Origin of the sequence: Methylacidiphilum sp. Yel (assembly GCF_004421185.1) — a bacterium.
In the GTDB taxonomy this organism is placed as follows: Bacteria; Verrucomicrobiota; Verrucomicrobiia; order Methylacidiphilales; family Methylacidiphilaceae; genus Methylacidiphilum.
In genome coordinates this window covers 1-17,972 of record NZ_LXQB01000062.1, presented here as the reverse complement: position 1 = coordinate 17,972, position 17,972 = coordinate 1, and the positions used below count along the sequence as shown (strand labels likewise).

Here is a 17,972-nt window from a genome sequence, read left to right as displayed (position 1 = left end):
GGCCGATGAGAGTGTCAGGGTCTATCAAAACCTCAACACCCTCATCGGAGAGCTTGCCCTGGCTAAATCTGGTCAGTTATCTCCAGGAATCCCCTGCCTTTAGGCATGGGGAGGATGTCAATCTGTGAAACCTTGTGTAGGAGGAGTAATCTCTAGAGGAAGTCTATATATATGCAAACTAAGAATCGTGTTATTAAAGTTTTCTTTGAGCATCAATCATTATCAATAATAATGTCCTTAACAGTCATTCCTGCAGGAATCATAGGTAAAACATGCTCGGTATAGGGAACGATGACATCAAGAACATATGGTTCTTGAGCCTCAAGCATTCTTTTTAGGGCAGGAACCAATTCCTCAGGTTTTGTTACTCTTTCTGCTCTTACCCCAAAGCCTTTGCATATCTGAGGGAAATCAGGATAAATTCTCTTTTTATTGTTTGGGCATCCAAGAAAAGTATGGGCCCTGTTACTATCATAGAACCGGTCTTCCCATTGCACTACCATTCCAAGGTGTTGATTATTCAAAATGACAGCCTTAACAGGTATTTCTTCAGTAACTGCAGTGGCAAGTTCCTGGATATTCATTAGAAAACTGCCATCTCCATCGATATCTATGACCGTTGCATCAGGAATCGCTATTTTTGCACCTAGCGCAGCCGGATAGCCAAATCCCATCGCTCCCAATCCGCCGGATGTCAAAAAGGTCCGTGGATGATGAAAGTTATAGAATTGTCCAGCCCACATCTGATGTTGACCCACTCCAGTGGTTAAGATCGCTTCGCCTCGAGTCAATTTGTAGATTTCTTCAACAACCATTTGAGGAAGAATGTGAGCTTCTGTTTTTCTGTAACGAAAAGGAAATTTTATTTTCCAAGCTTGGATTTCTTCATGCCAAGTGGAAAAGTCTGGAGGATGCCATTTTGTTTCATCAATAAGCTGGTTCAACTTAGAAAGGGCCTCTTTTATATCCCCCAAAACCGCTAAGTCGACTCTTTTGTTCTTATTCAACTCAGAGTTGTCGATGTCGATATGCACGATGAGAGCTTTTGGGGCAAAGGCGTCGACTTTCCCTGTGACCCGATCGTCGAATCTAACTCCAAAGGCTAGGAGTAGATCACACTGGTCGACCGCAAAATTCGCATAAACTGCTCCGTGCATACCAAGCCACTTAAGGGATAGTTTATGGTTCTCAGGGAAGGAGCCAATACCCATCAGTGTGGTTGTTACTGGAATGTTTGTTCTTTCAGCGAATTTTAAAAGCTCAAGATGAGCGCCACTGGAAATAATGCCTCCGCCGACATACAGCACAGGTCTTTTAGCTTTTTCTATCCAATCGAGAATCGTCTTCGGTAGGGAAGGATCCAAAGGCGGGGGAGCGAGTTTTGATTCCAGACCTGTAGAAGTTGGGAAAAAGGGTTTAAAAACAGCTTGTTGGACATCCTTTGGAATATCAATAACAACTGGTCCAGGCCTGCCGGACCTGGCGATCAAAAGAGCTTCTTTAATGATCTGTGGAATTTCTCTTGGATCTATGACCAAATAGCTATGTTTAACAATAGGCAGGGTAATCCCAAAGACATCCGTTTCTTGAAAGGCTCCTTTCCCAATCATATCTTTTTTGACTTGCCCCGTGATGGCAACTAATGGAACCGAATCCATATAAGCATCAGCGATACCAGTGACAAGATTGGTGGCTCCTGGACCAGAGGTTGACATGCATACTCCAACTTTTCCTGTGGCTCGAGCATAGCCTTCAGCCATAAAAACTCCACCCTGCTCATGCCGAGGGAGTACGGTTCTAAGGGATTTAGCTCTTGTAAGAGATTGGTGCATAGGCATACTGGCACCACCAGGATAAGCAAAAATGGTGGTTACGCCTTCTTTCTCCAATGAAGCGACCACACAATCTGCTCCAGACATCTCTGGGCCAACTGTCCCTTCTTTTGTAGTAGGTAATTGAATGGAAATTGAACCAATGCCCATAACAACTGAATAATAGTTAAAATTTTAGTTTATTTTTAAATAAATCATGATAAAAAATTTTATCTTTCTTCCTCTTATAATGTAAGGATTAGTTAAAATGGATTATTGCAATAATTTTTTCAACTGATTAGTATCCAAGTATGCCATATTTATCAATCGAAACGAACGTTGCTTTAACTGAGGCTCAACAAAAGGCGCTTGTTGAGTCAGCCAGTCGTTTTATTGTCGAAAAACTAAAAAAACCGCAAAGTTATACAATGATCAGTTATTCGGGGGCAAAGCGATTCCTTTTCTCTGGAAATGAAGAACCAGCGGCTTTTGTGGAATTGCGGGCTATTAATCTTCCTGTTAACAATTGCGGAGAGCTTTCTAGTGAAATTTGTGCATTGATCGAAAAACATTGCAGGATAAAACCTGATCGTATTTTTATTAATTTTTCTGACGTTCCAGCAAATTTATGGGGTTACAATAAAACGACATTTGGATAAATGCGAACGCCTCCTTAAAGGCTTTCTTAAAAATTCATGAAGTTAATTCCTTGACAGGCGAACGAAAAGGAACAATTGTTTTTTCCTCAGTGAAAACGTATTTTCAAAAGCCAACAGAAGTTAGTCGCAACTGGTATCTAATTGATGCCAAGGATCAGATAGTGGGTAAGGTTGCTGTCAAGGCAGCTACCCTCCTTAGGGGGAAGGGAAAGGTTATCTTTACCCCTAACGTAGATACTGGAGACAACGTTATTATTATTAATGCCTCCAAAGCTATTTTCAGTGGGAAAAAAGAATTTCAAAAAAGATATTCTACCTATTCTGGTTATATTGGAGGACAAAAGAATTATACGCCGCAAAAAATCCGTTTAAAACGGCCCACATTTTTAATTGAGCATGCGGTCAGGGGGATGATTCCACATAATAGGCTTGGTAGGAAAATATATACCAAACTTCATGTCTATGAGGGGGCTGAACATCCTCATACAGCGCAGAAACCTATTCCAATTTCAATAGATTGAAACTACGATGACAGCGATTCCTCATAATATGCAGATTCAAGCCACTGGAAGAAGGAAAACGGCAACAGCGACAGTTATTCTTAAACCAGGAAAGGGAGAGGTAAAAATTAATGGGAAAGATATTGAATTTTATTTCCCAACTTTTGTTCACAGATGGGAAGTTGTGAAACCTTTGGAAGTGGTCGAAGGGACGAAAAAGTTTGATATCATTGGAAAGGCTACTGGAGGGGGATTGATGGGCCAGGCCCAAGCTATGAAATTGGCTGTGGCTAGAGCTTTAGTAAAGTATGATAGTTCTTATCGAAGTTTGTTGAAAAAAGAAGGGCTCTTGACACGTGATCCGCGAATGAAAGAAAGGAAAAAAACGGGACAGCCTGGAGCAAGAAAAAGATTTCAATTCTCCAAGCGTTAGTTTTTGCTTTCAAAGTACATTTTTAGTAGCTTTCTTGTAAAAAGCTTAAAATAAGACCCATTCAGGTTTTTGTCATGTCTCCCATCCGAGTCGGTGTCATTGGGGCCTCAGGGTATTCAGGAGAAGAATTAGTAAGGCTGCTGGCCAATCATCCTGGAATTGATCTTCGGATAATTACTTCCAGACAATATGAGAATATGCCCCTTGGTTCTGTGTTCCCAAACATTGGTAGGTATGGGAACCTGCCCTTTAGTAATCCAGACCAGCTAGAAATAATAAGTAAAGAAACCGATGCTGTATTTCTTGCTTTACCGCATGGCAAAGGCTTGCCTTATGCTCATTATCTGTATGAACAAGGCAAGGTCGTCATTGATTTAAGTGCCGATTTTCGTCTTCAAAATCCTTTGGATTATGAACTTTATTATAAATTTTCTCACCCCTACCCAGAGCTCTTGAAGAAGGCTGTTTATGCCTTAGCGGAAATTTACGTTGAACAGATCGGCTCCTCAAACCTATTAGCCATGCCGGGTTGTTATCCAACTGGTGTGCTTCTATCTATCATCCCTTTGCTAAAGAAAGGATGGATTGATCCCCAGTTGATCGAAGTTTTTGCCATCAGCGGGACTACGGGTGCGGGAAAGACTTTGGATTCTAAACTACTATTTAGTGAAATTTCTGAAAATTTGAGACCCTATGGTTTCCCAAATCATCGCCACGTCCCTGAAATCCTCCAAGAAATAAAAAAAGTGGTAGTGGGGAAGCCTGTTGGTGTACTTTTTGTGCCGGTTTTGGCTCCTCTTTGTAGGGGCATTCTGCTGAGCATCACAGCTACTCTAACCACCAATATTTCTCAACAAGAAGCAGAGGATGCGGTAATGGAATTTTATAAAAAATCCCCCTTCATAAAAGTCTTGAGCCAGGGGATCATGCCAGAGCTGAAATTTGTACTCCATACCAATTATTTGTATTTTTCAATTCACTTGTTAGCGGAAAAGAAGAAGTGTCTAGTTGTAGCAGCGATTGATAATCTAGGGAAAGGAGCAGCGGGACAGGCTATACAGGCGATGAACATAAGATTTGGATTAGCTCAAACCACTGGATTAGGCCCATGAAAGAGGAATCTATCGAATTCATTAAGTCTGGAGGTGTAACGGCTCCTCGAGGCTATCTCGCTTCTGGGATAAGTTGTGGCATAAAGTCTGGTAAAAAAAGCGATTTGGCTTTGGTGGTTTCTCAACAACTTGCAGATATTGCAGGGGTGTTTACGCAAAACAAAGTGAAAGCAGCCCCCGTCATCGTATCCATGCAAAGGGTAAAAAAAGGCAAAGCGAGGGCTGTCGTTGTTAACTCCGGTAATGCCAATGCATGTACGGGATCTAGGGGCATTGAAGATGCTGAGAAGATGGCTACAGTGACAGCCTCTTTTCTGGGTTGTTCTCCAGATGAAGTGTGTGTCTGTTCGACAGGCAGGATTGGGGTGTATCTTCCCATGAAAAAAATTATCCGAGGGATAGAAAAGGCCTGTAAGCAGCTCAATGTGGAAGGAGGGAAAGATGCCGCTGAAGCAATAATGACTACCGATACGGTCCCCAAACAGGCGGCTTTAAAAGTAAAAATAGAAGACAAGGAAATTATTATTGGAGGAATGGCCAAAGGGGCTGGAATGATTGCTCCCAACTTAGCAACAACCCTTGGAATAATAACCACAGATGCTTCTCTTTCTCCCGAATACCTAAATAGTGTCTTACACAGCTGTGTAGAGGAAACCTTCAATAGGATCTCTATCGATGGGGATACCTCAACCAACGATACCATTTTAGTGTTCTCGAATGGGCTAGCAAAAAATACAACGATCGGCATGGAAAGCCCTCAGAAGGGAATTTTTAAAAATGCTTTGCGACTGGTTCTGGATCGGCTTGCTAGGGAGGTGTTGGAAGATGGCGAAGGGGTAACTAAAGTCGTTGAAATTTTTGTTCAAGGTGCTGCTTCAGAAAAAGAAGCGGAGCTTGTAGCCCGATCCATAGGGAATTCTTTGCTGGTGAAATGCTCATGGAATGGTGAAGACCCCAACTGGGGAAGAATCCTCTGTGCCATTGGATATTCAGGGGCGAATGTGGATCAGAATAAAATTGATCTTTTTTATAATGGTTTTCAAGTTGTTGCTTCTGGGGTAAGAACCGAAATCAAGGAAAGCCTGATTAAAAAAACTGTAAAAATGCCAATGTTTTCTCTTCTCGTAGATCTTCATATTGGGTCAGGACAATATAGATTTTTTACTACGGATATTTCTGAACGCTATGTGAGAATTAACAAAGGAGAATAAAGAGCAATTCAATGCATACTATAAATGCCGAAGAACTAACTCCTGAGCAAAAAGTCCGCATTTTTTTAGAAGCTCTGCCCTATGTACAAAAGTTTAGAGATTCTATTTTTGTAATCAAATATGGGGGCGCGGCCATGGAAGACCCTGTTCTTGTGGAAAGGACCTTGAGGGATATCGTTTTGCTTGAAGCTGTTGGGATCCATCCTTTGATTATTCATGGAGGAGGGGAAGCGATCAACAAAGCGATGAAAGCCCAGGGAATGAGCCCAAAGTTTGTCAATGGAATTAGGGTAACAGACAAAGACCTTGTTGCTTTAATAGAAAAGGTGCTTTGTAAAGAAATAGGCCCCTTTGTAGCCCAGAGAATTATTGAGTATGGAGCAAAAGCGGTGTTTATTCCAGGCTATGAAGTCTTTAGTGCTGTCAAGTGGCAGGCTTTTTCTTCTCAAGGCCATCCGATTGATTATGGGTATGTTGGCTCGATTATTGCAGCGGATATACATCCACTGTTAAAACTGCTTCATAATCAGTTTATCGTTGTTGTTTCTCCCTTAGCGAAAGGGGAAAACGGTGAAATTTACAATGTCAATGCTGATATTGCTGCAAGTAAAATGGCAAAATTTATAAAAGCAAAAAAATTAATATATCTTACCAACACCAGCGGTATCCTTGCGAATGAAAAAAATCCAACCTCTACCATTTCAGTTGTCGATAAGCGGAGGATCGATGCATTAAAAAAAGAAGGAAGTATTCATGGAGGCATGATCCCCAAAGTCGAATCAGCTCTTGAAGCTTTAGAATCGGGGGTAGAAAAGGTGCATTTTCTGGATGGCAGAATGCCTCATGCCTTGCTATTAGAGATATTTACAGATAAAGGAATAGGAACTGAAATCATCCTATAATAAAAAAAAAACATAATGAAGTGGGAGTGGAGCTGTCGGATTAAGAAAAAGCTGCTATAAAGCTGGAGAAAAAAACTGTAGGCTATCGAAAAGATGGGAATTAGCTGGTTAAGAATAAATGCAGGAAATTAGCCAAGAACAATTAATTTTTGATGGATATCAACAATATATAGTTCCTAGCTATCGCAGACTGCCACTGGTGGTAGATCATGGGGAGGGAAGCTATCTTTGGGATATCAAAGGCAAGAAATATTTGGATTTTACTGGAGGCATTGCCGTTAATGTTTTAGGCCATAGCCATCCGGTTATTCGTGAAGCTTTGCAGCACCAGTCCGAAAAACTAATCCATTGCTCTAATCTCTACTTTCATGAGCCTGCTTGGAGGCTTTCTCGAAAAATTGTTTCTCTTATTGGCCAAGGTAAAGTTTTTTTTTCAAACAGCGGAGCCGAAGCCAATGAATGTCTTTTTAAAGTAGCTAGAAGATATGGGGAGTCTTCAAATAGATTTGAAATTCTTTCTTTTGAAGGCTCCTTTCATGGTAGAACCTTAGCTGGAATAGCTGCAACAGGACAGCAAAGAATCAAAAAAGGCTTTGGTCCTCCGATGCCTGGATTTCGAACGATACCAAAAGCAGGAGCCAAAGAGTTTGTAGAATCTCTTTCAGAAAAGACAGTAGCCCTGATTGTTGAGCCTATTCAGGGGGAAAGTGGGGTGCATATTTTCCCATCACAGGATTTAGTTGAGATACGACAGATCTGTTGGGAGAAAAAAATTCTTTTTTTTGTCGATGAAATCCAATCTGGCATGTGGCGCACAGGCCAATTTCTTGCATGGCAGAGTTTGGTCGCTGAAACAATGCTTTATCAAAACCTTCTGCCCGATGGGGTATCCCTTGCTAAAGGATTAGCAGGAGGCTTCCCAATTGGAGCTAGTTGGATTAACACTGAATATTGCGATGTACTGGATGAAGGATCGCATGGGACCACCTTTGGGGGTTCTCCTTTGGCTTGTCATGTGGCTCTCACTGTGCTCGAAGAGATTGAAAGAAAAGGTTTGAACAAAAATATCTTAGCAATGGGGAACTATCTTCTTTCTTCTCTGAAGCAACTAGAAAAAAAGCCTCAAAGCCTATTGCAAGAAGTCAGAGGTATGGGCGGAATGCTTGGACTGGAGCTATCTATTCCTTCTTTTCAAGCAGCCATAGCTTTACTGGAAAGAGGCCTTCTTGTAGCCCCCTCAAGCGGCAATACAATAAGGTTGTTGCCTCCACTGAATGTTTCTTTTGATCAGATTCAAGAGGCGGAAAGCATCCTCAAGCATTTTTTGTTTTCTCTATTATAAAGACAAATTTATGTAATTGAAAAGGATGAGATTAATGGAACTCCTACAGCCACTTCGATAAGCGTCGGAAAGGGTTAATTCTATGAAGCCGCTACGCCATTTTCTTTCTATCAAAGATATCAGCGAAAAAGAAGCTCGATTGATTTTTAAAAAAGCTTCGGAATTCAAAAAAAACAGAGGCAAAAAAAATCTCTTTTTTTTGAGCTCCCAGACTTGGGCTTTGATTTTTAGAAAGCCTTCTACTCGAACCCGTTTATCATTTGAAGTGGCTGTCCGGGAGCTTGGAGGAGAAGCCCTTTTTCTTAACAGTCAAGATCTGCAATTATCCCGTGGGGAGTCGATAGAAGATACCGCGCAAGTTTTTGGAAGGATGATACACGGAATAATCATGAGAACTTTTTCGCAGAAAGAACTTGAACTTTTTGCCCTCTATGGGAACATTCCCGTCATCAATGCTCTAACAGACGAAGAACATCCCTGTCAGGTCCTTTCAGATATCTTTTCTTATGAAGAAAAAAGGGGATCGATAGAAGGAAAAAAAATTGCTTTTGTAGGGGATGGGTGTTGTAATGTTGCTAGATCCTGGGCATTAGCTGCCGAAATCTTTAGGTTTAATCTTTCGATAGCTGCCCCCCCACTCTATTTTTCCCCCATCGATAATCCTTTTGTCACCAATACAACTTCGATCGAGGAAGCTTGCCAGGATGCCTCGCTTCTCTATACAGATGTTTGGACTTCGATGGGTAAAGAAGAAGAGATGCAGAAACGACAGATCGACTTTTCTGGCTATCAGCTCAACGAAGATGCTGTGAAAGTTGCTTCTAAAGAGGTGTTGGTTTTCCATTGTCTGCCAGCGTATCGTAATAAAGAGATTTCCGCTGAATTATTCAAGGAAAGAGCAGAAGACATATATACCCAGGCAGAGAACAGGTTGCATGTGCAAAAAGCCCTATTGGCATGGCTTGTTGGGAAACTTGATGCTTCGCTTAGAAGCCAGTAGATAGTCGAGCAGACAAAATAGCAAGCTATTGCTTTAGGGTTCGGGTCGCAGCCCTAGGGCTTGACCAGCGCCTGATCGAAGAGATCTCCAAAGCATCTTACCGCCCTCGACCGAAGGGATCGGTTCCAATTTCTATTCCGAAAGCTTTTGGGTTAATCTTTTCTCTTCTGAATTTCCCTGACTGTGACGAGCTTTCCCAAAGCTAGACCCTACCGCCTTCGTGCGTGTAGCCTATACGTACGAGCAAAACGAATGAACCGCAGGCAGTGTGGCGCTGCGCGATCCTTAGCGGATTTGGGTCGAAGAAGAAAAAAGATGTCCTCTTTTCTCTGCTAAAAGTCCTACTCTCTTTCAACGGGCTTGAGCCTGAACGGATCATGCCAGTTCCCGAGGCTGCCCGGCCGCCGAGTCGCATCGGTTGTTTGCTTTGCCTCGGAAACAACTCTGGAGCATACAAGCTAAAAGGCAAGGAAGAAGATAGGAATCAAAAGCGGTAGCCGATCTCGAAGAGAACGAGGAGGACGTAGAGCCAATGACCTTCCAAGCCTGCGTGGGGTGTCTTGTTGAAAGTGAATCCAGCAGAGGGGCCTTCAAACCCGTTGAGGGCTCCAACAAACCGGAAGATTCCTTCGATCCCGATCGACCAGGGCGTCCCGGGAAAATAATAACGGATTCCACTCCGCGGAGCAAACCAATAGCCCCAAATGTTTCCTAGATTGACGCTTGTCGATTCCACATTCACGATTGCCGCCCCTCCGGCAAAGCCGATGAATGGTTCGAATCGGTCCTGTCCGAATCGATAGCCAATGGAGCCTCCGGGACCAAGGAAGCCTAAATTGTTTTGGTCCCTCTGTGATAAAGCGGAGGTCCCTGTGCCAAGATAGGCGCCGAGAAACCCCACATCGAAGGACCAATGGCCAAAGCGCTGAGAGTCGAACCAGCGGAAGCCGATGGAAAGGAGGGAGGTGAAGGCAAAGTCGGCATTGTACTTAATCGGCATTACCATCCCGTTGAGGTTATTGACGATCTCTCCTCTGTCAAATTCCGGGAAAGCCGTTCCGGTCCCAAGGCTCAAGAACCAATTTCCCGATGGCTCTTGCGGAGGCTTGGACGACTTCTCCAAGAGGAAGGAAGGAAGAAGCACATGGTTGATTGCTTGCTGTTGGATAGCAATTCCGTCTTCTTCCCGCTCTTGGCATGAGGGATTTTGGGGGGCAGAAAGGAGTGTGCCTGTCAAAAAAAACAGCACAAGTGAGAATGTGGCAATGGTTCGAGTCCGGAGGGAGGCCTTCTGGAGAAGTTGCGAGCGGGAATAGCTTCTGCGTGGAGAGAGAGAGCACATCGGCATACTGACAAAAGGATGTGTCAGTTGCCGACGGTGCTTCCTTCTGAAAGCAGCCGGAAGGGGTATAAGAGTAATGCTTTGGTCGAAGGATCGAAGAACACTGCTCGGAATTCTAGGCTTCTGGATAAACAGGGATGGAATACAAGTCAAAGAAAACATCAGAATGAGTTGGTAGCTACCGCGGAGCTGGATCTTCGCTGTACGCTGACAGCCAAAGCCGCTGCTTGATTTTCCATAGTGGATTTTGAACTGCTGAGGCTTTAGTTGTCCGTTCTTATGCGCACATGAATAATGGAGCATGACCTTCGATAAGTTACTCTGGAAATAAAAGCAAAAAATCACCGCTTTGCAACTTTGGCTCATGCTCCTTAACCATTTTGTTGAATATTTTTTCCTTCGCCAATCCCTAAACAAATACTAGGCAGATCGATTTTTTTCCCCTATTTTGTCCTTGCGATAAAAAAATGGGCATTTGATGACAGCCAAGTGCTGGAAACTTTACCGCGTCCGACAAGATAGGACGGTCGAGCTCATCGTCGATCTGGTTTCAGAAAAGATCTATCATAAGAAGGCCTGAAGTGGTGTCTGTATGCCATCATCATCGGCGATGAAGTTGGGCACTTGGTCGTCTCCCACAAAAACAGGTTGCTGCGCTTTGACGCTGAACTGGTCTTTGCCATCTACAAGGCAAAGAACATTGAAGTAGTCATCCTCAACCAAGGCAAGGAGACAACCTTTAAGGGAAACTAGCCTTGAAGAGGACAGGGAATCCGCATTGAACCTAGGTGAATAGGAATAAGTAATTCTGCTAGAACGGTACAATAGCTCTCTATTATATTAAAAGATGAGGAGCTTACATGTTGTCATTGGGGGGGGTGGATTTGGTGGATTGACGGCAGCAAAGACTTTAGGCAAAGAGATCCAAAAAAGAAAACTTCCCTGTAAGCTCACCTTAATCGATAAAGAAAACCACCATCTTTTTCAACCTTTGCTATATCAAGTAGCAACAGCAGGATTAGCTGCTACTGATATTGCCGTGCCGATTCGTTCTATTTTAAGTAGGATGCAAGAAGTAGAGGTGCGGATGGAAACTATTGAAAGAATAGATTTGGAGAAAAAAATGCTCTTCTGTTCAAAGGGAATTGTTCCGTATGATTTTTTGGTTCTTTCTTTAGGAATGCGGGTTAATTATTTTGGTCATGAGGAATGGAGCTCTTTTTGTTTGGGTTTAAAGACCCTTGAAGATGCTCGTTCGATTCGAAATGTGATTCTTAATGCATTTGAACAGGCTGAAATTGAAACTAATCCTAAAGAGCGAGAAAAATATATGACATTTGTTATCGTAGGAGGGGGACCTACTGGGGTTGAATTAGCAGGAGCTCTAGCTGAACTTTCTAAAAAGGCACTGAAAAAAGATTTTCGAAATATTGACCCAGCAAAAACTCGAATCATTTTACTGGAAGCCGCCCCTAGAATTCTTCTTTCTTATAATGAAAGACTGTCCGCATTAGCACACCGCCGTTTAGAAAAAATGGGTGTAGAAATAATGGTTGCGAAACCGGTAGAGAAGATCGAAAAAGGAAAGATTTTTTATAAAGATGGTATGATGGAAGCTTCGACAATTTTATGGGCAGCGGGAGTATGTGCGATGGAGCTGCCTGGATTAGATGTTCCAAAAGCAAAAGATGGGCGCATAAAAGTCTTAGAAGATCTTACAATACCTGGGCATCCTGAGATCTTTGTTATAGGAGATATGGCGATGGTAGCTGGAGTTCCTGCAGTAGCTCCTGCGGCTATCCAGATGGGTAAATATGCGGCCTATGAGATATCTAGGAGAGTATCTTTTCTAGTGGGAAGAAGAACAGGTCGGGATTTTTTAAAACCAAGAGCGTTTCATTATTTCAATAAGGGAATGATGACGACGCTGGGCAGGGGAAAAGCTATAGTCCAATTCCATAATTTTGGATTTAATGGGTATCTAGCTTGGATTGTTTGGCTGCTTGTCCATATAATTACTCTTATCTCCTTTAGAAATCGACTGGCTGTTTTGATTCAGTGGGCTTGGGCTTATTTCCGTTTTAAACCTGGAGCAAGACTGCTTTCAAAATGATTGTCAGTTAGGGTATAAAACCGATGACTCGTGCAGGAAAACCAGTAGCACCTTTTAAGGGAATAGTAGCCACAAAAATCCACGCCCCAGCTGGGGGCAGCTCCTTAAGATTGCACAAACATTCCAAGCCCCATTTTCCTGCTGCGAATAGCGTTTTGTGTACCGGATAATCCTGGCTTTTTCCACAATCAATAGAAAGAGTATCAACACCAATCCCAGCAATCTTTCTTTCATGAATTAAAAACTGAACGGCTTCTAGAGAAAATCCGGGAAAATGCAAAAGCCCATCTTCTTTTTTATTGTAAAAAAAGGGAGTCTGTATCCATTTTTCCCATCCGCTATACATCAGGACAACACTATTTTCAGGGATAGCTCCATACCTTTCTTCCCACAGTAGAATGTCCTCTAAGGTTAAGAGCGTATCTGGATTATGGGTTGTATTTTCCGAAATGTCTATAAGCACTAAGGGAGAAAAAAGATCAGGAAGTTCTATATCCCCAACCGATTTGCCAGCTTTCGAATAGTGTAAAGGAGCATCGAAATGGGTTCCCCAGTGTTCTGGTAATTCCCATCTATTAGAAGCATAACCATCTTCTTTGGTTGTTTGGAAGCATATATGAGCTGGTGAGCCCTGCCCTGGGAAAATCGGAAAACTCGGCTGAAGGGGATAGGTAAGATCAACAATTGCATGAAAATGAAAAGCAGTAGGAAGGGGATAGCGCATAGGTCTCTAGCATTTTTTATAACAAGGCTAGGAGAAAAAAAGAATAAAAAAGAAGGAAAAGCCTATAGAAAATACCCGTTTTGAATGTTGAAAGAAATAGGATTCTTTATACTATGCTTTTAAGGATAGTCGATTGGAGCAAAAACTCTTTAAGCTTTCTTTTTGTGATTTTATTGTATACATGGGCCAATCTCTCCGCTCATTCAGAAAATGGGAAAGTGCTTTATCGGGAGCATTGCTCAAGCTGTCATGGTCTAAATGGAGAAGGATTAGGATCTAATCCACCGTTGAAAAATTCTTCTTGGCTAACCGGAGATTCTCAAAGATTGATTCGGCTTGTCTTAAATGGTTATTCTGGAAGAATCGAGGTTGGTGGAGAGATATATAGAGGAAATATGCCAGCTTGGAGGACGCAATTAAACGACAAAGAGATTGCTGCTATTTTAACTTATCTTCGGTCCAATTGGGGGGGAGGACCAATAACTCCTCAAGAGGTTGCTACTGTCAGGAAAAAAACTAAAAACGAACCTACCACGGGTGCAATTTCTGGATGTAGAGCTAACAGGATGGGCGCTATGGATTCCAGATCTATGGGAAGAGGGATGCGGAGAGGGATGGGTTGTGGGGGGTGTGGGCGCTAATTGAGGAATATTTTTTTTGTACAATTTTGGTGTAGAGCTCTTCATATTTTTTTGCGGACTCCTCCCAGCTAAAATTTTTCCCCATGCCATTGATACGAGCTGTTTGGATCAATTGGGGTTTGTTTTTCCAAAGCTCAAGAGCTGTTTTTAAAACCTCTAAAAGGGCAGTGGCTTCAGGTTGATGAAATAAAAAACCCGTTCCGCTAGGGCCTTGGCGAATATCTAGGACGCTGTCGACTATTCCTCCTGTTGCTCTGGCTATGGGAACAGTGCCATAAATCTGGGCATAGAGTTGTCCTAGCCCACAGGGTTCATAAAGAGAAGGCATAAGGAAAAAGTCGCTCCCAGCAAAGATAAGATGAGCTAATTCTTCAGAAAAACCGATAAAGGAAGCTGCTTTCCCTGAAAATTCCATAGAGAGAGTTCTAAAAAAATCTTCAAACTCTTTTTCTCCTTCACCTAATAAAACAAACTGGAAATCTTCTGTTGCTAACGCTTCCTTGAGAATGGATTTCAGAAGCGAAATTCCTTTCTGGAAATGAAGCCGTGTGACCATCCCAACAATTGGAATATTAGTGGCTTTTCGAAGCCCGAATTTTTCCTGCAGTGCTTCCTTGCACAGCAGCTTGCCTTTAAGATCCGTTTTATCATAATTAGCTGGGATCAAAGGATCTATTTTGGGGTTCCATACCTCCATATCCACCCCATTGAGGATACCCATGAGCCTATCTGCTCTTTTTCTAAGTATTTCAGAGAGTCCTGCTCCACCAATAGGCTCGAGAATTTCCTTTGCATAAGTGGGCGATACTGTCGTTATAAAATCGCTGTACACTATGCCAGCTTTTAAAAGATTGATTTGGCCATAATCTTCAAACGTATCAGCAGTAAATAGTTTCCAATCGATTCCTAGATAAGGAAGCACCACGGCATCGTATTTGCCTTGATAACAAATGTTGTGGATGGTTAGAAGAGAGGCGGAATTTTTAAATGGGGAAAGAAGATTAGGCCATATCTTTAAAAAAACTGAGACGAGGGCAGTTTGCCAATCATTAACATGAAAAACATCCGGAATCCAGCCCATTTCTTTACAAATTTCAAGAACGGCTTTGGAGAACATACCAAACCTATAAGCATTGTCTTTGTATTCCCCACCGGGTTCATCATAAATTCCTCTTCTGTTGAAATAATCCGCATATTCAACAAGCCAAAGTGGTATATTTCCATCTAAAGATGCCTCATGCAGTCCAATCCAATGTTCACAATTGCAGCCCATGTGCACACAGGCAGAGCCGAGAAATCGAATATTATAGAGAGATTTGTCAATGACCGAATAAAAAGGAATAATGACTTTTACTTCATGATCCAGCTTTGCTAAGGATCGGCTTAACGAAAAAACCATATCTGCTAGCCCTCCTACTTTGGCATAGGGACTACATTCAGAAGCAACAAGCAAGATTTTAAGCCTAATTTTCTCCTCTTTTCTCTCCTCCTTCTTCAACTCTTTGACCGGTTGTTGATCCTTTTGGAGGGCTCTTACTTTTTTGGCAGAAGTGCCTTTTGCTGTTTTTTTGGTAGCAGTCGTTGTTTTTCTTTTGGATGAAGCTAAAATCATAACTTTATTGCTACTGGAATGCTATCAGTAAGCCAAGAAATAATAAGATGCGATTCTCACAATTTATTTATAAGCAATCTGTTCAATCTTTATCCAACTTTGACAGAGGATACGGAAGGAAATATTAGAAGGGGGGTGGCTTTTTGACGGTGAAAGGATCGAACTACATGATATAGGGAAGATGAATGATAAAAGAAAGTTTAGAGAAAGCTTAAAAATAGGCAAGATTTCTTCCCATGATCAGGGTAATGAACAAATTCCTATAAGAGTCGTTGCCTATGGCTATAAAGGAGATCGGATTGATACCAATACAGCTTTGGGAATTGGAGCTTTTAATAATAGATTGGGTCCTTTCAGCTTTGCTTTAAGCCATTCTTTAGAAAAAAAACTTTCTTTAAAAAAAGGAGACATTCTTCTTTTGCACTTTTCCAATGGGAAGAAAATGGTTGGACAATTCGATGATAGGATTCCAGCTTCAAGCATTTGCAAGCTAATAAAAAAACATGGAAAAGGAGCAAAATTGACAATAGATGTCTACATGCCTTGGGGAAATAAAAAGGAAGCTTACAGTCTTCCAGAACTTGCAAAGTTAGAAGTCTTAAAGAAAGGAACTAACCCAATGCAACTAGAAAAGCTCTTAATAAAAAAGGGGGTTCCTGTTTATGAACGAGCCAATCGGTGGTATCCATGGATTGAGGCACAAAGGCTTCATGAAAAAATGAAAGAGAGCAATTCCATGCATCTTTTTTTTGATAAGCACATCAAAAGATCTTCCTTTAACTTTTTGGATCGGTAATTAGATTTTTTTTACCCACACCTGCCCTCTTAAAACAGTTGTGCAGGATGTAACCTTTTTTCTCGTGCATTTTGGGTGGTTGTGCCACCTTTAAACTCCAAGGCAATGGGATTAGACGACTTTAAAGTCGCCTTTGGAGTGCTGAGTCCTATATCTAGAGAGAGGGTATAACCTAGGGTCGTTCACTCTTTTTGCAAAAAAAAAGAAAATTCTTTGTTTTCGCTTCATATCTATTATATTATAAAACCACAGTATAAAAAACTTATTCTTTTATTAAGCTTTTATTTTCGAACAATTTGAACAACCTTTTCCCCTTTCTATCTTCTCATGACTCCACAACATATTCCTATTCGCAGCGCAAATCCTGAAACGACTATCCATTCCTGGAAAGCCAAAGTTCTTGCCTACCAAAAGCCTTCCCTATGGAAAAGTCTCTGGCAACTGGTAAACACACTCATTCCTTATGCAGCACTCTGGTATCTCATTTATTTAAGTCTTCCCGTCTCAGTTTTTCTTGTTTTGCTTCTTGTTGTGCTTTGTGCGGCTTTCCAAATCCGGATATTTTCTCTATTCCATGATTGCTGCCATAGCTCCTTTTTTAAGTCGAAGAAGGCCAATGAAATCATTGGTACATTCCTTGGCATTCTAGTCTTTACTCCTTACCATCATTGGAAATGGGAACATTCCATTCATCATGGCAATGCGGGGAACCTTGACAAAAGAGGTATTGGAGATATGTGGACATGGACGGTCAAAGAATATTTAGCCTCCCCATGGTGGCGGAAGTTAAGCTATCGAATACTTCGTCATCCCTTGTTTTTATTTGGAATTTCTCCGCTTGTTCTTTTTCTTATTAAATACCGGTTTGCTTCAAAAAACGCAGGGAAAAAAGCGCGGCAATCGGTTTTGATTACAAATGTTGGTATTTTTTCCCTATGCGTATCTCTTGGATTCTTCTTTGGTTGGCAAAAATATATTCCTATCCAACTTATGATTGTTTTTCTTGCAGGTTCCGCAGGGATTTGGCTCTTTTATGTCCAACATCAATTTGAAGAGGTTTATTGGGAAAGAGGGAAAAAATGGGATTTTCAATCTGTTGCTCTAGAAGGAAGTTCTTTTTATAAACTTCCAAAGATTTTAGAATGGATTACCGCCAGTATTGGTTATCACCATGTCCATCATTTAAGTCCCCAAATACCCAATTACTTCTTAAAACAATGCCACAAAAACGAACCCATTTTTGAAAAAGCAAAGACTCTGACTCTCCTATCTAGTCTGAGAACTCTAAACCTTCATCTTTGGGATGAAGACCAAAGAAAAATGGTTAGTTTCAAATTTCTTAGAACTTTTTCTTCTTCAAAAAATTAACGCTGAGAAGCTTTGCATCAATTCATTTCAAAAGCGGCCTGGAACAATAATATCAAGCTTGATGTCTGCATGAGATCACAGCCGACTAAAACGTGCCTTCATTAAGTCTAATCCCTAGCTTTCAAGGTAATACTTATGGAGTTAGACCAACAGAGGAAGGGAATGAGTAGGCGGCTATCTTTTTAGGGGATATCCAGTCATTTTGTAAGCCATCTACCAGTAGAGAGGGGAAAATCAATCTTAGACTAACTACTAAGGATAAGTTTTAGAAAGCCTCTCACAAATTGTTGACATCCTCCCCATGCCTAAAGGCAGGGGATTCCTGGAGATAACTGACCAGATTTAGCCAGGGCAAGCTCTCCGATGAGGGTGTTGAGGTTTTGATAGACCCTGACACTCTCATCGG

General features: G+C 41.7%; 17 protein-coding genes. 12 read left to right on the top strand and 5 right to left on the bottom strand.

Translation table 11 applies throughout. The annotated features are described in order from the left end of the window. Window positions 1-212: 212 nt before the first annotated feature. Window positions 213-1,982: a biosynthetic-type acetolactate synthase large subunit gene (gene ilvB, locus A7Q09_RS08650; protein WP_134391062.1), complete on the bottom strand. Its 1,770-nt coding sequence runs from the start codon at window positions 1,980-1,982 to the stop codon at window positions 213-215. Window positions 1,983-2,122: 140 nt separating this feature from the next. On the opposite strand from ilvB, the gene A7Q09_RS08645 reads away from it, so the two are divergent. The 8 genes from A7Q09_RS08645 (at window position 2,123) to argF (ending at window position 8,970) form a co-directional block, all read left to right on the top strand. Next, window positions 2,123-2,470 carry a phenylpyruvate tautomerase MIF-related protein gene (locus A7Q09_RS08645; RefSeq protein WP_134391061.1) on the top strand — a complete coding sequence of 116 codons (348 nt, stop codon included), beginning with the start codon at window positions 2,123-2,125 and terminating at the stop codon, window positions 2,468-2,470. An 89-nt stretch (window positions 2,471-2,559) separates the two neighbouring features. Next, window positions 2,560-2,991, top strand: coding sequence for a 50S ribosomal protein L13 (rplM, locus tag A7Q09_RS08640; RefSeq protein WP_208526725.1), 432 nt, complete (start codon window positions 2,560-2,562; stop codon window positions 2,989-2,991). Window positions 2,992-2,998: 7 nt separating this feature from the next. Further along, window positions 2,999-3,403 carry a 30S ribosomal protein S9 gene (gene rpsI, locus A7Q09_RS08635; RefSeq protein ID WP_134391060.1) on the top strand — a complete coding sequence of 135 codons (405 nt, stop codon included), beginning with the start codon at window positions 2,999-3,001 and terminating at the stop codon, window positions 3,401-3,403. Between the two features lie 74 nt (window positions 3,404-3,477). Next, window positions 3,478-4,515: an N-acetyl-gamma-glutamyl-phosphate reductase gene (gene argC, locus A7Q09_RS08630; protein ID WP_134391059.1), complete on the top strand. Its 1,038-nt coding sequence runs from the start codon at window positions 3,478-3,480 to the stop codon at window positions 4,513-4,515. Next, window positions 4,512-5,726 (top strand): bifunctional glutamate N-acetyltransferase/amino-acid acetyltransferase ArgJ, encoded by a 1,215-nt coding sequence (argJ, locus tag A7Q09_RS08625; protein WP_134391058.1) that lies wholly within the window; start codon window positions 4,512-4,514, stop codon window positions 5,724-5,726. The genes argC and argJ overlap by 4 nt, the downstream gene beginning before the upstream one ends. An 11-nt stretch (window positions 5,727-5,737) precedes the next feature. Then, entirely contained in the window at window positions 5,738-6,628 is an 891-nt protein-coding gene (gene argB, locus A7Q09_RS08620; RefSeq protein WP_134391057.1) for an acetylglutamate kinase, read from the top strand. Between the two features lie 118 nt (window positions 6,629-6,746). After that, complete coding sequence (locus A7Q09_RS08615; RefSeq protein ID WP_134391056.1) at window positions 6,747-7,970, top strand: aspartate aminotransferase family protein; 1,224 nt, start codon at window positions 6,747-6,749, stop codon at window positions 7,968-7,970. A gap of 82 nt (window positions 7,971-8,052) precedes the next feature. After that, window positions 8,053-8,970 (top strand): ornithine carbamoyltransferase, encoded by a 918-nt coding sequence (gene argF, locus A7Q09_RS08610; RefSeq protein WP_134391055.1) that lies wholly within the window; start codon window positions 8,053-8,055, stop codon window positions 8,968-8,970. A 484-nt stretch (window positions 8,971-9,454) separates the two neighbouring features. On the opposite strand, the gene A7Q09_RS08605 is transcribed toward argF, so the two are convergent. Beyond that, window positions 9,455-10,678 (bottom strand): hypothetical protein, encoded by a 1,224-nt coding sequence (locus tag A7Q09_RS08605; RefSeq protein WP_208526724.1) that lies wholly within the window; start codon window positions 10,676-10,678, stop codon window positions 9,455-9,457. Window positions 10,679-10,876: 198 nt separating this feature from the next. Further along, window positions 10,877-11,137: a hypothetical protein gene (locus A7Q09_RS11530; RefSeq protein WP_134391053.1), complete on the bottom strand. Its 261-nt coding sequence runs from the start codon at window positions 11,135-11,137 to the stop codon at window positions 10,877-10,879. 22 nt (window positions 11,138-11,159) lie between these two features. Between A7Q09_RS11530 and A7Q09_RS08590 the strand changes: the two genes are divergently transcribed. Beyond that, entirely contained in the window at window positions 11,160-12,425 is a 1,266-nt protein-coding gene (locus tag A7Q09_RS08590; protein WP_134391052.1) for an NAD(P)/FAD-dependent oxidoreductase, read from the top strand. 7 nt (window positions 12,426-12,432) lie between these two features. Here A7Q09_RS08590 and A7Q09_RS08585 read toward each other — a convergent pair whose 3' ends face one another. Further along, complete coding sequence (locus tag A7Q09_RS08585; RefSeq protein WP_134391051.1) at window positions 12,433-13,149, bottom strand: cyclase family protein; 717 nt, start codon at window positions 13,147-13,149, stop codon at window positions 12,433-12,435. 80 nt (window positions 13,150-13,229) lie between these two features. Between A7Q09_RS08585 and A7Q09_RS08580 the strand changes: the two genes are divergently transcribed. Next, window positions 13,230-13,790 carry a cytochrome c gene (locus A7Q09_RS08580; protein WP_208526723.1) on the top strand — a complete coding sequence of 187 codons (561 nt, stop codon included), beginning with the start codon at window positions 13,230-13,232 and terminating at the stop codon, window positions 13,788-13,790. Here A7Q09_RS08580 and A7Q09_RS08575 read toward each other — a convergent pair. Further along, window positions 13,738-15,402 carry a glycogen synthase gene (locus tag A7Q09_RS08575; RefSeq protein WP_134391050.1) on the bottom strand — a complete coding sequence of 555 codons (1,665 nt, stop codon included), beginning with the start codon at window positions 15,400-15,402 and terminating at the stop codon, window positions 13,738-13,740. The genes A7Q09_RS08580 and A7Q09_RS08575 overlap by 53 nt on opposite strands. Before the next feature lie 181 nt (window positions 15,403-15,583). On the opposite strand from A7Q09_RS08575, the gene A7Q09_RS08570 reads away from it, so the two are divergent. After that, on the top strand, window positions 15,584-16,198 hold the full coding sequence (locus tag A7Q09_RS08570; RefSeq protein WP_134391049.1) for a hypothetical protein: 615 nt from the start codon (window positions 15,584-15,586) through the stop codon (window positions 16,196-16,198). A 327-nt stretch (window positions 16,199-16,525) separates the two neighbouring features. Next, window positions 16,526-17,566, top strand: a complete 1,041-nt coding sequence (locus tag A7Q09_RS08565; RefSeq protein ID WP_134391048.1) for a fatty acid desaturase — start codon at window positions 16,526-16,528, stop codon at window positions 17,564-17,566. Window positions 17,567-17,972 lie beyond the last annotated feature (406 nt).

Bases quoted from the DNA above. Each gene is read 5' to 3' on its own strand.
- A7Q09_RS08565 (WP_134391048.1), top strand. From the start codon at position 16,526: ATGACTCCACAACATATTCCTATTCGCAGCGCAAATCCTGAAACGACT.
- ilvB (WP_134391062.1), bottom strand. From the start codon at position 1,982: ATGGGCATTGGTTCAATTTCCATTCAATTACCTACTACAAAAGAAGGG.
- A7Q09_RS08585 (WP_134391051.1), bottom strand. From the start codon at position 13,149: ATGCGCTATCCCCTTCCTACTGCTTTTCATTTTCATGCAATTGTTGAT.
- A7Q09_RS08615 (WP_134391056.1), top strand. From the start codon at position 6,747: ATGCAGGAAATTAGCCAAGAACAATTAATTTTTGATGGATATCAACAA.
- A7Q09_RS08645 (WP_134391061.1), top strand. From the start codon at position 2,123: ATGCCATATTTATCAATCGAAACGAACGTTGCTTTAACTGAGGCTCAA.
- A7Q09_RS08605 (WP_208526724.1), bottom strand. From the start codon at position 10,678: ATGAGCCAAAGTTGCAAAGCGGTGATTTTTTGCTTTTATTTCCAGAGT.
- argJ (WP_134391058.1), top strand. From the start codon at position 4,512: ATGAAAGAGGAATCTATCGAATTCATTAAGTCTGGAGGTGTAACGGCT.
- A7Q09_RS08590 (WP_134391052.1), top strand. From the start codon at position 11,160: ATGAGGAGCTTACATGTTGTCATTGGGGGGGGTGGATTTGGTGGATTG.
- rpsI (WP_134391060.1), top strand. From the start codon at position 2,999: ATGACAGCGATTCCTCATAATATGCAGATTCAAGCCACTGGAAGAAGG.
- argB (WP_134391057.1), top strand. From the start codon at position 5,738: ATGCATACTATAAATGCCGAAGAACTAACTCCTGAGCAAAAAGTCCGC.
- A7Q09_RS08575 (WP_134391050.1), bottom strand. From the start codon at position 15,402: ATGATTTTAGCTTCATCCAAAAGAAAAACAACGACTGCTACCAAAAAA.
- argC (WP_134391059.1), top strand. From the start codon at position 3,478: ATGTCTCCCATCCGAGTCGGTGTCATTGGGGCCTCAGGGTATTCAGGA.
- argF (WP_134391055.1), top strand. From the start codon at position 8,053: ATGAAGCCGCTACGCCATTTTCTTTCTATCAAAGATATCAGCGAAAAA.
- A7Q09_RS08570 (WP_134391049.1), top strand. From the start codon at position 15,584: ATGAATGATAAAAGAAAGTTTAGAGAAAGCTTAAAAATAGGCAAGATT.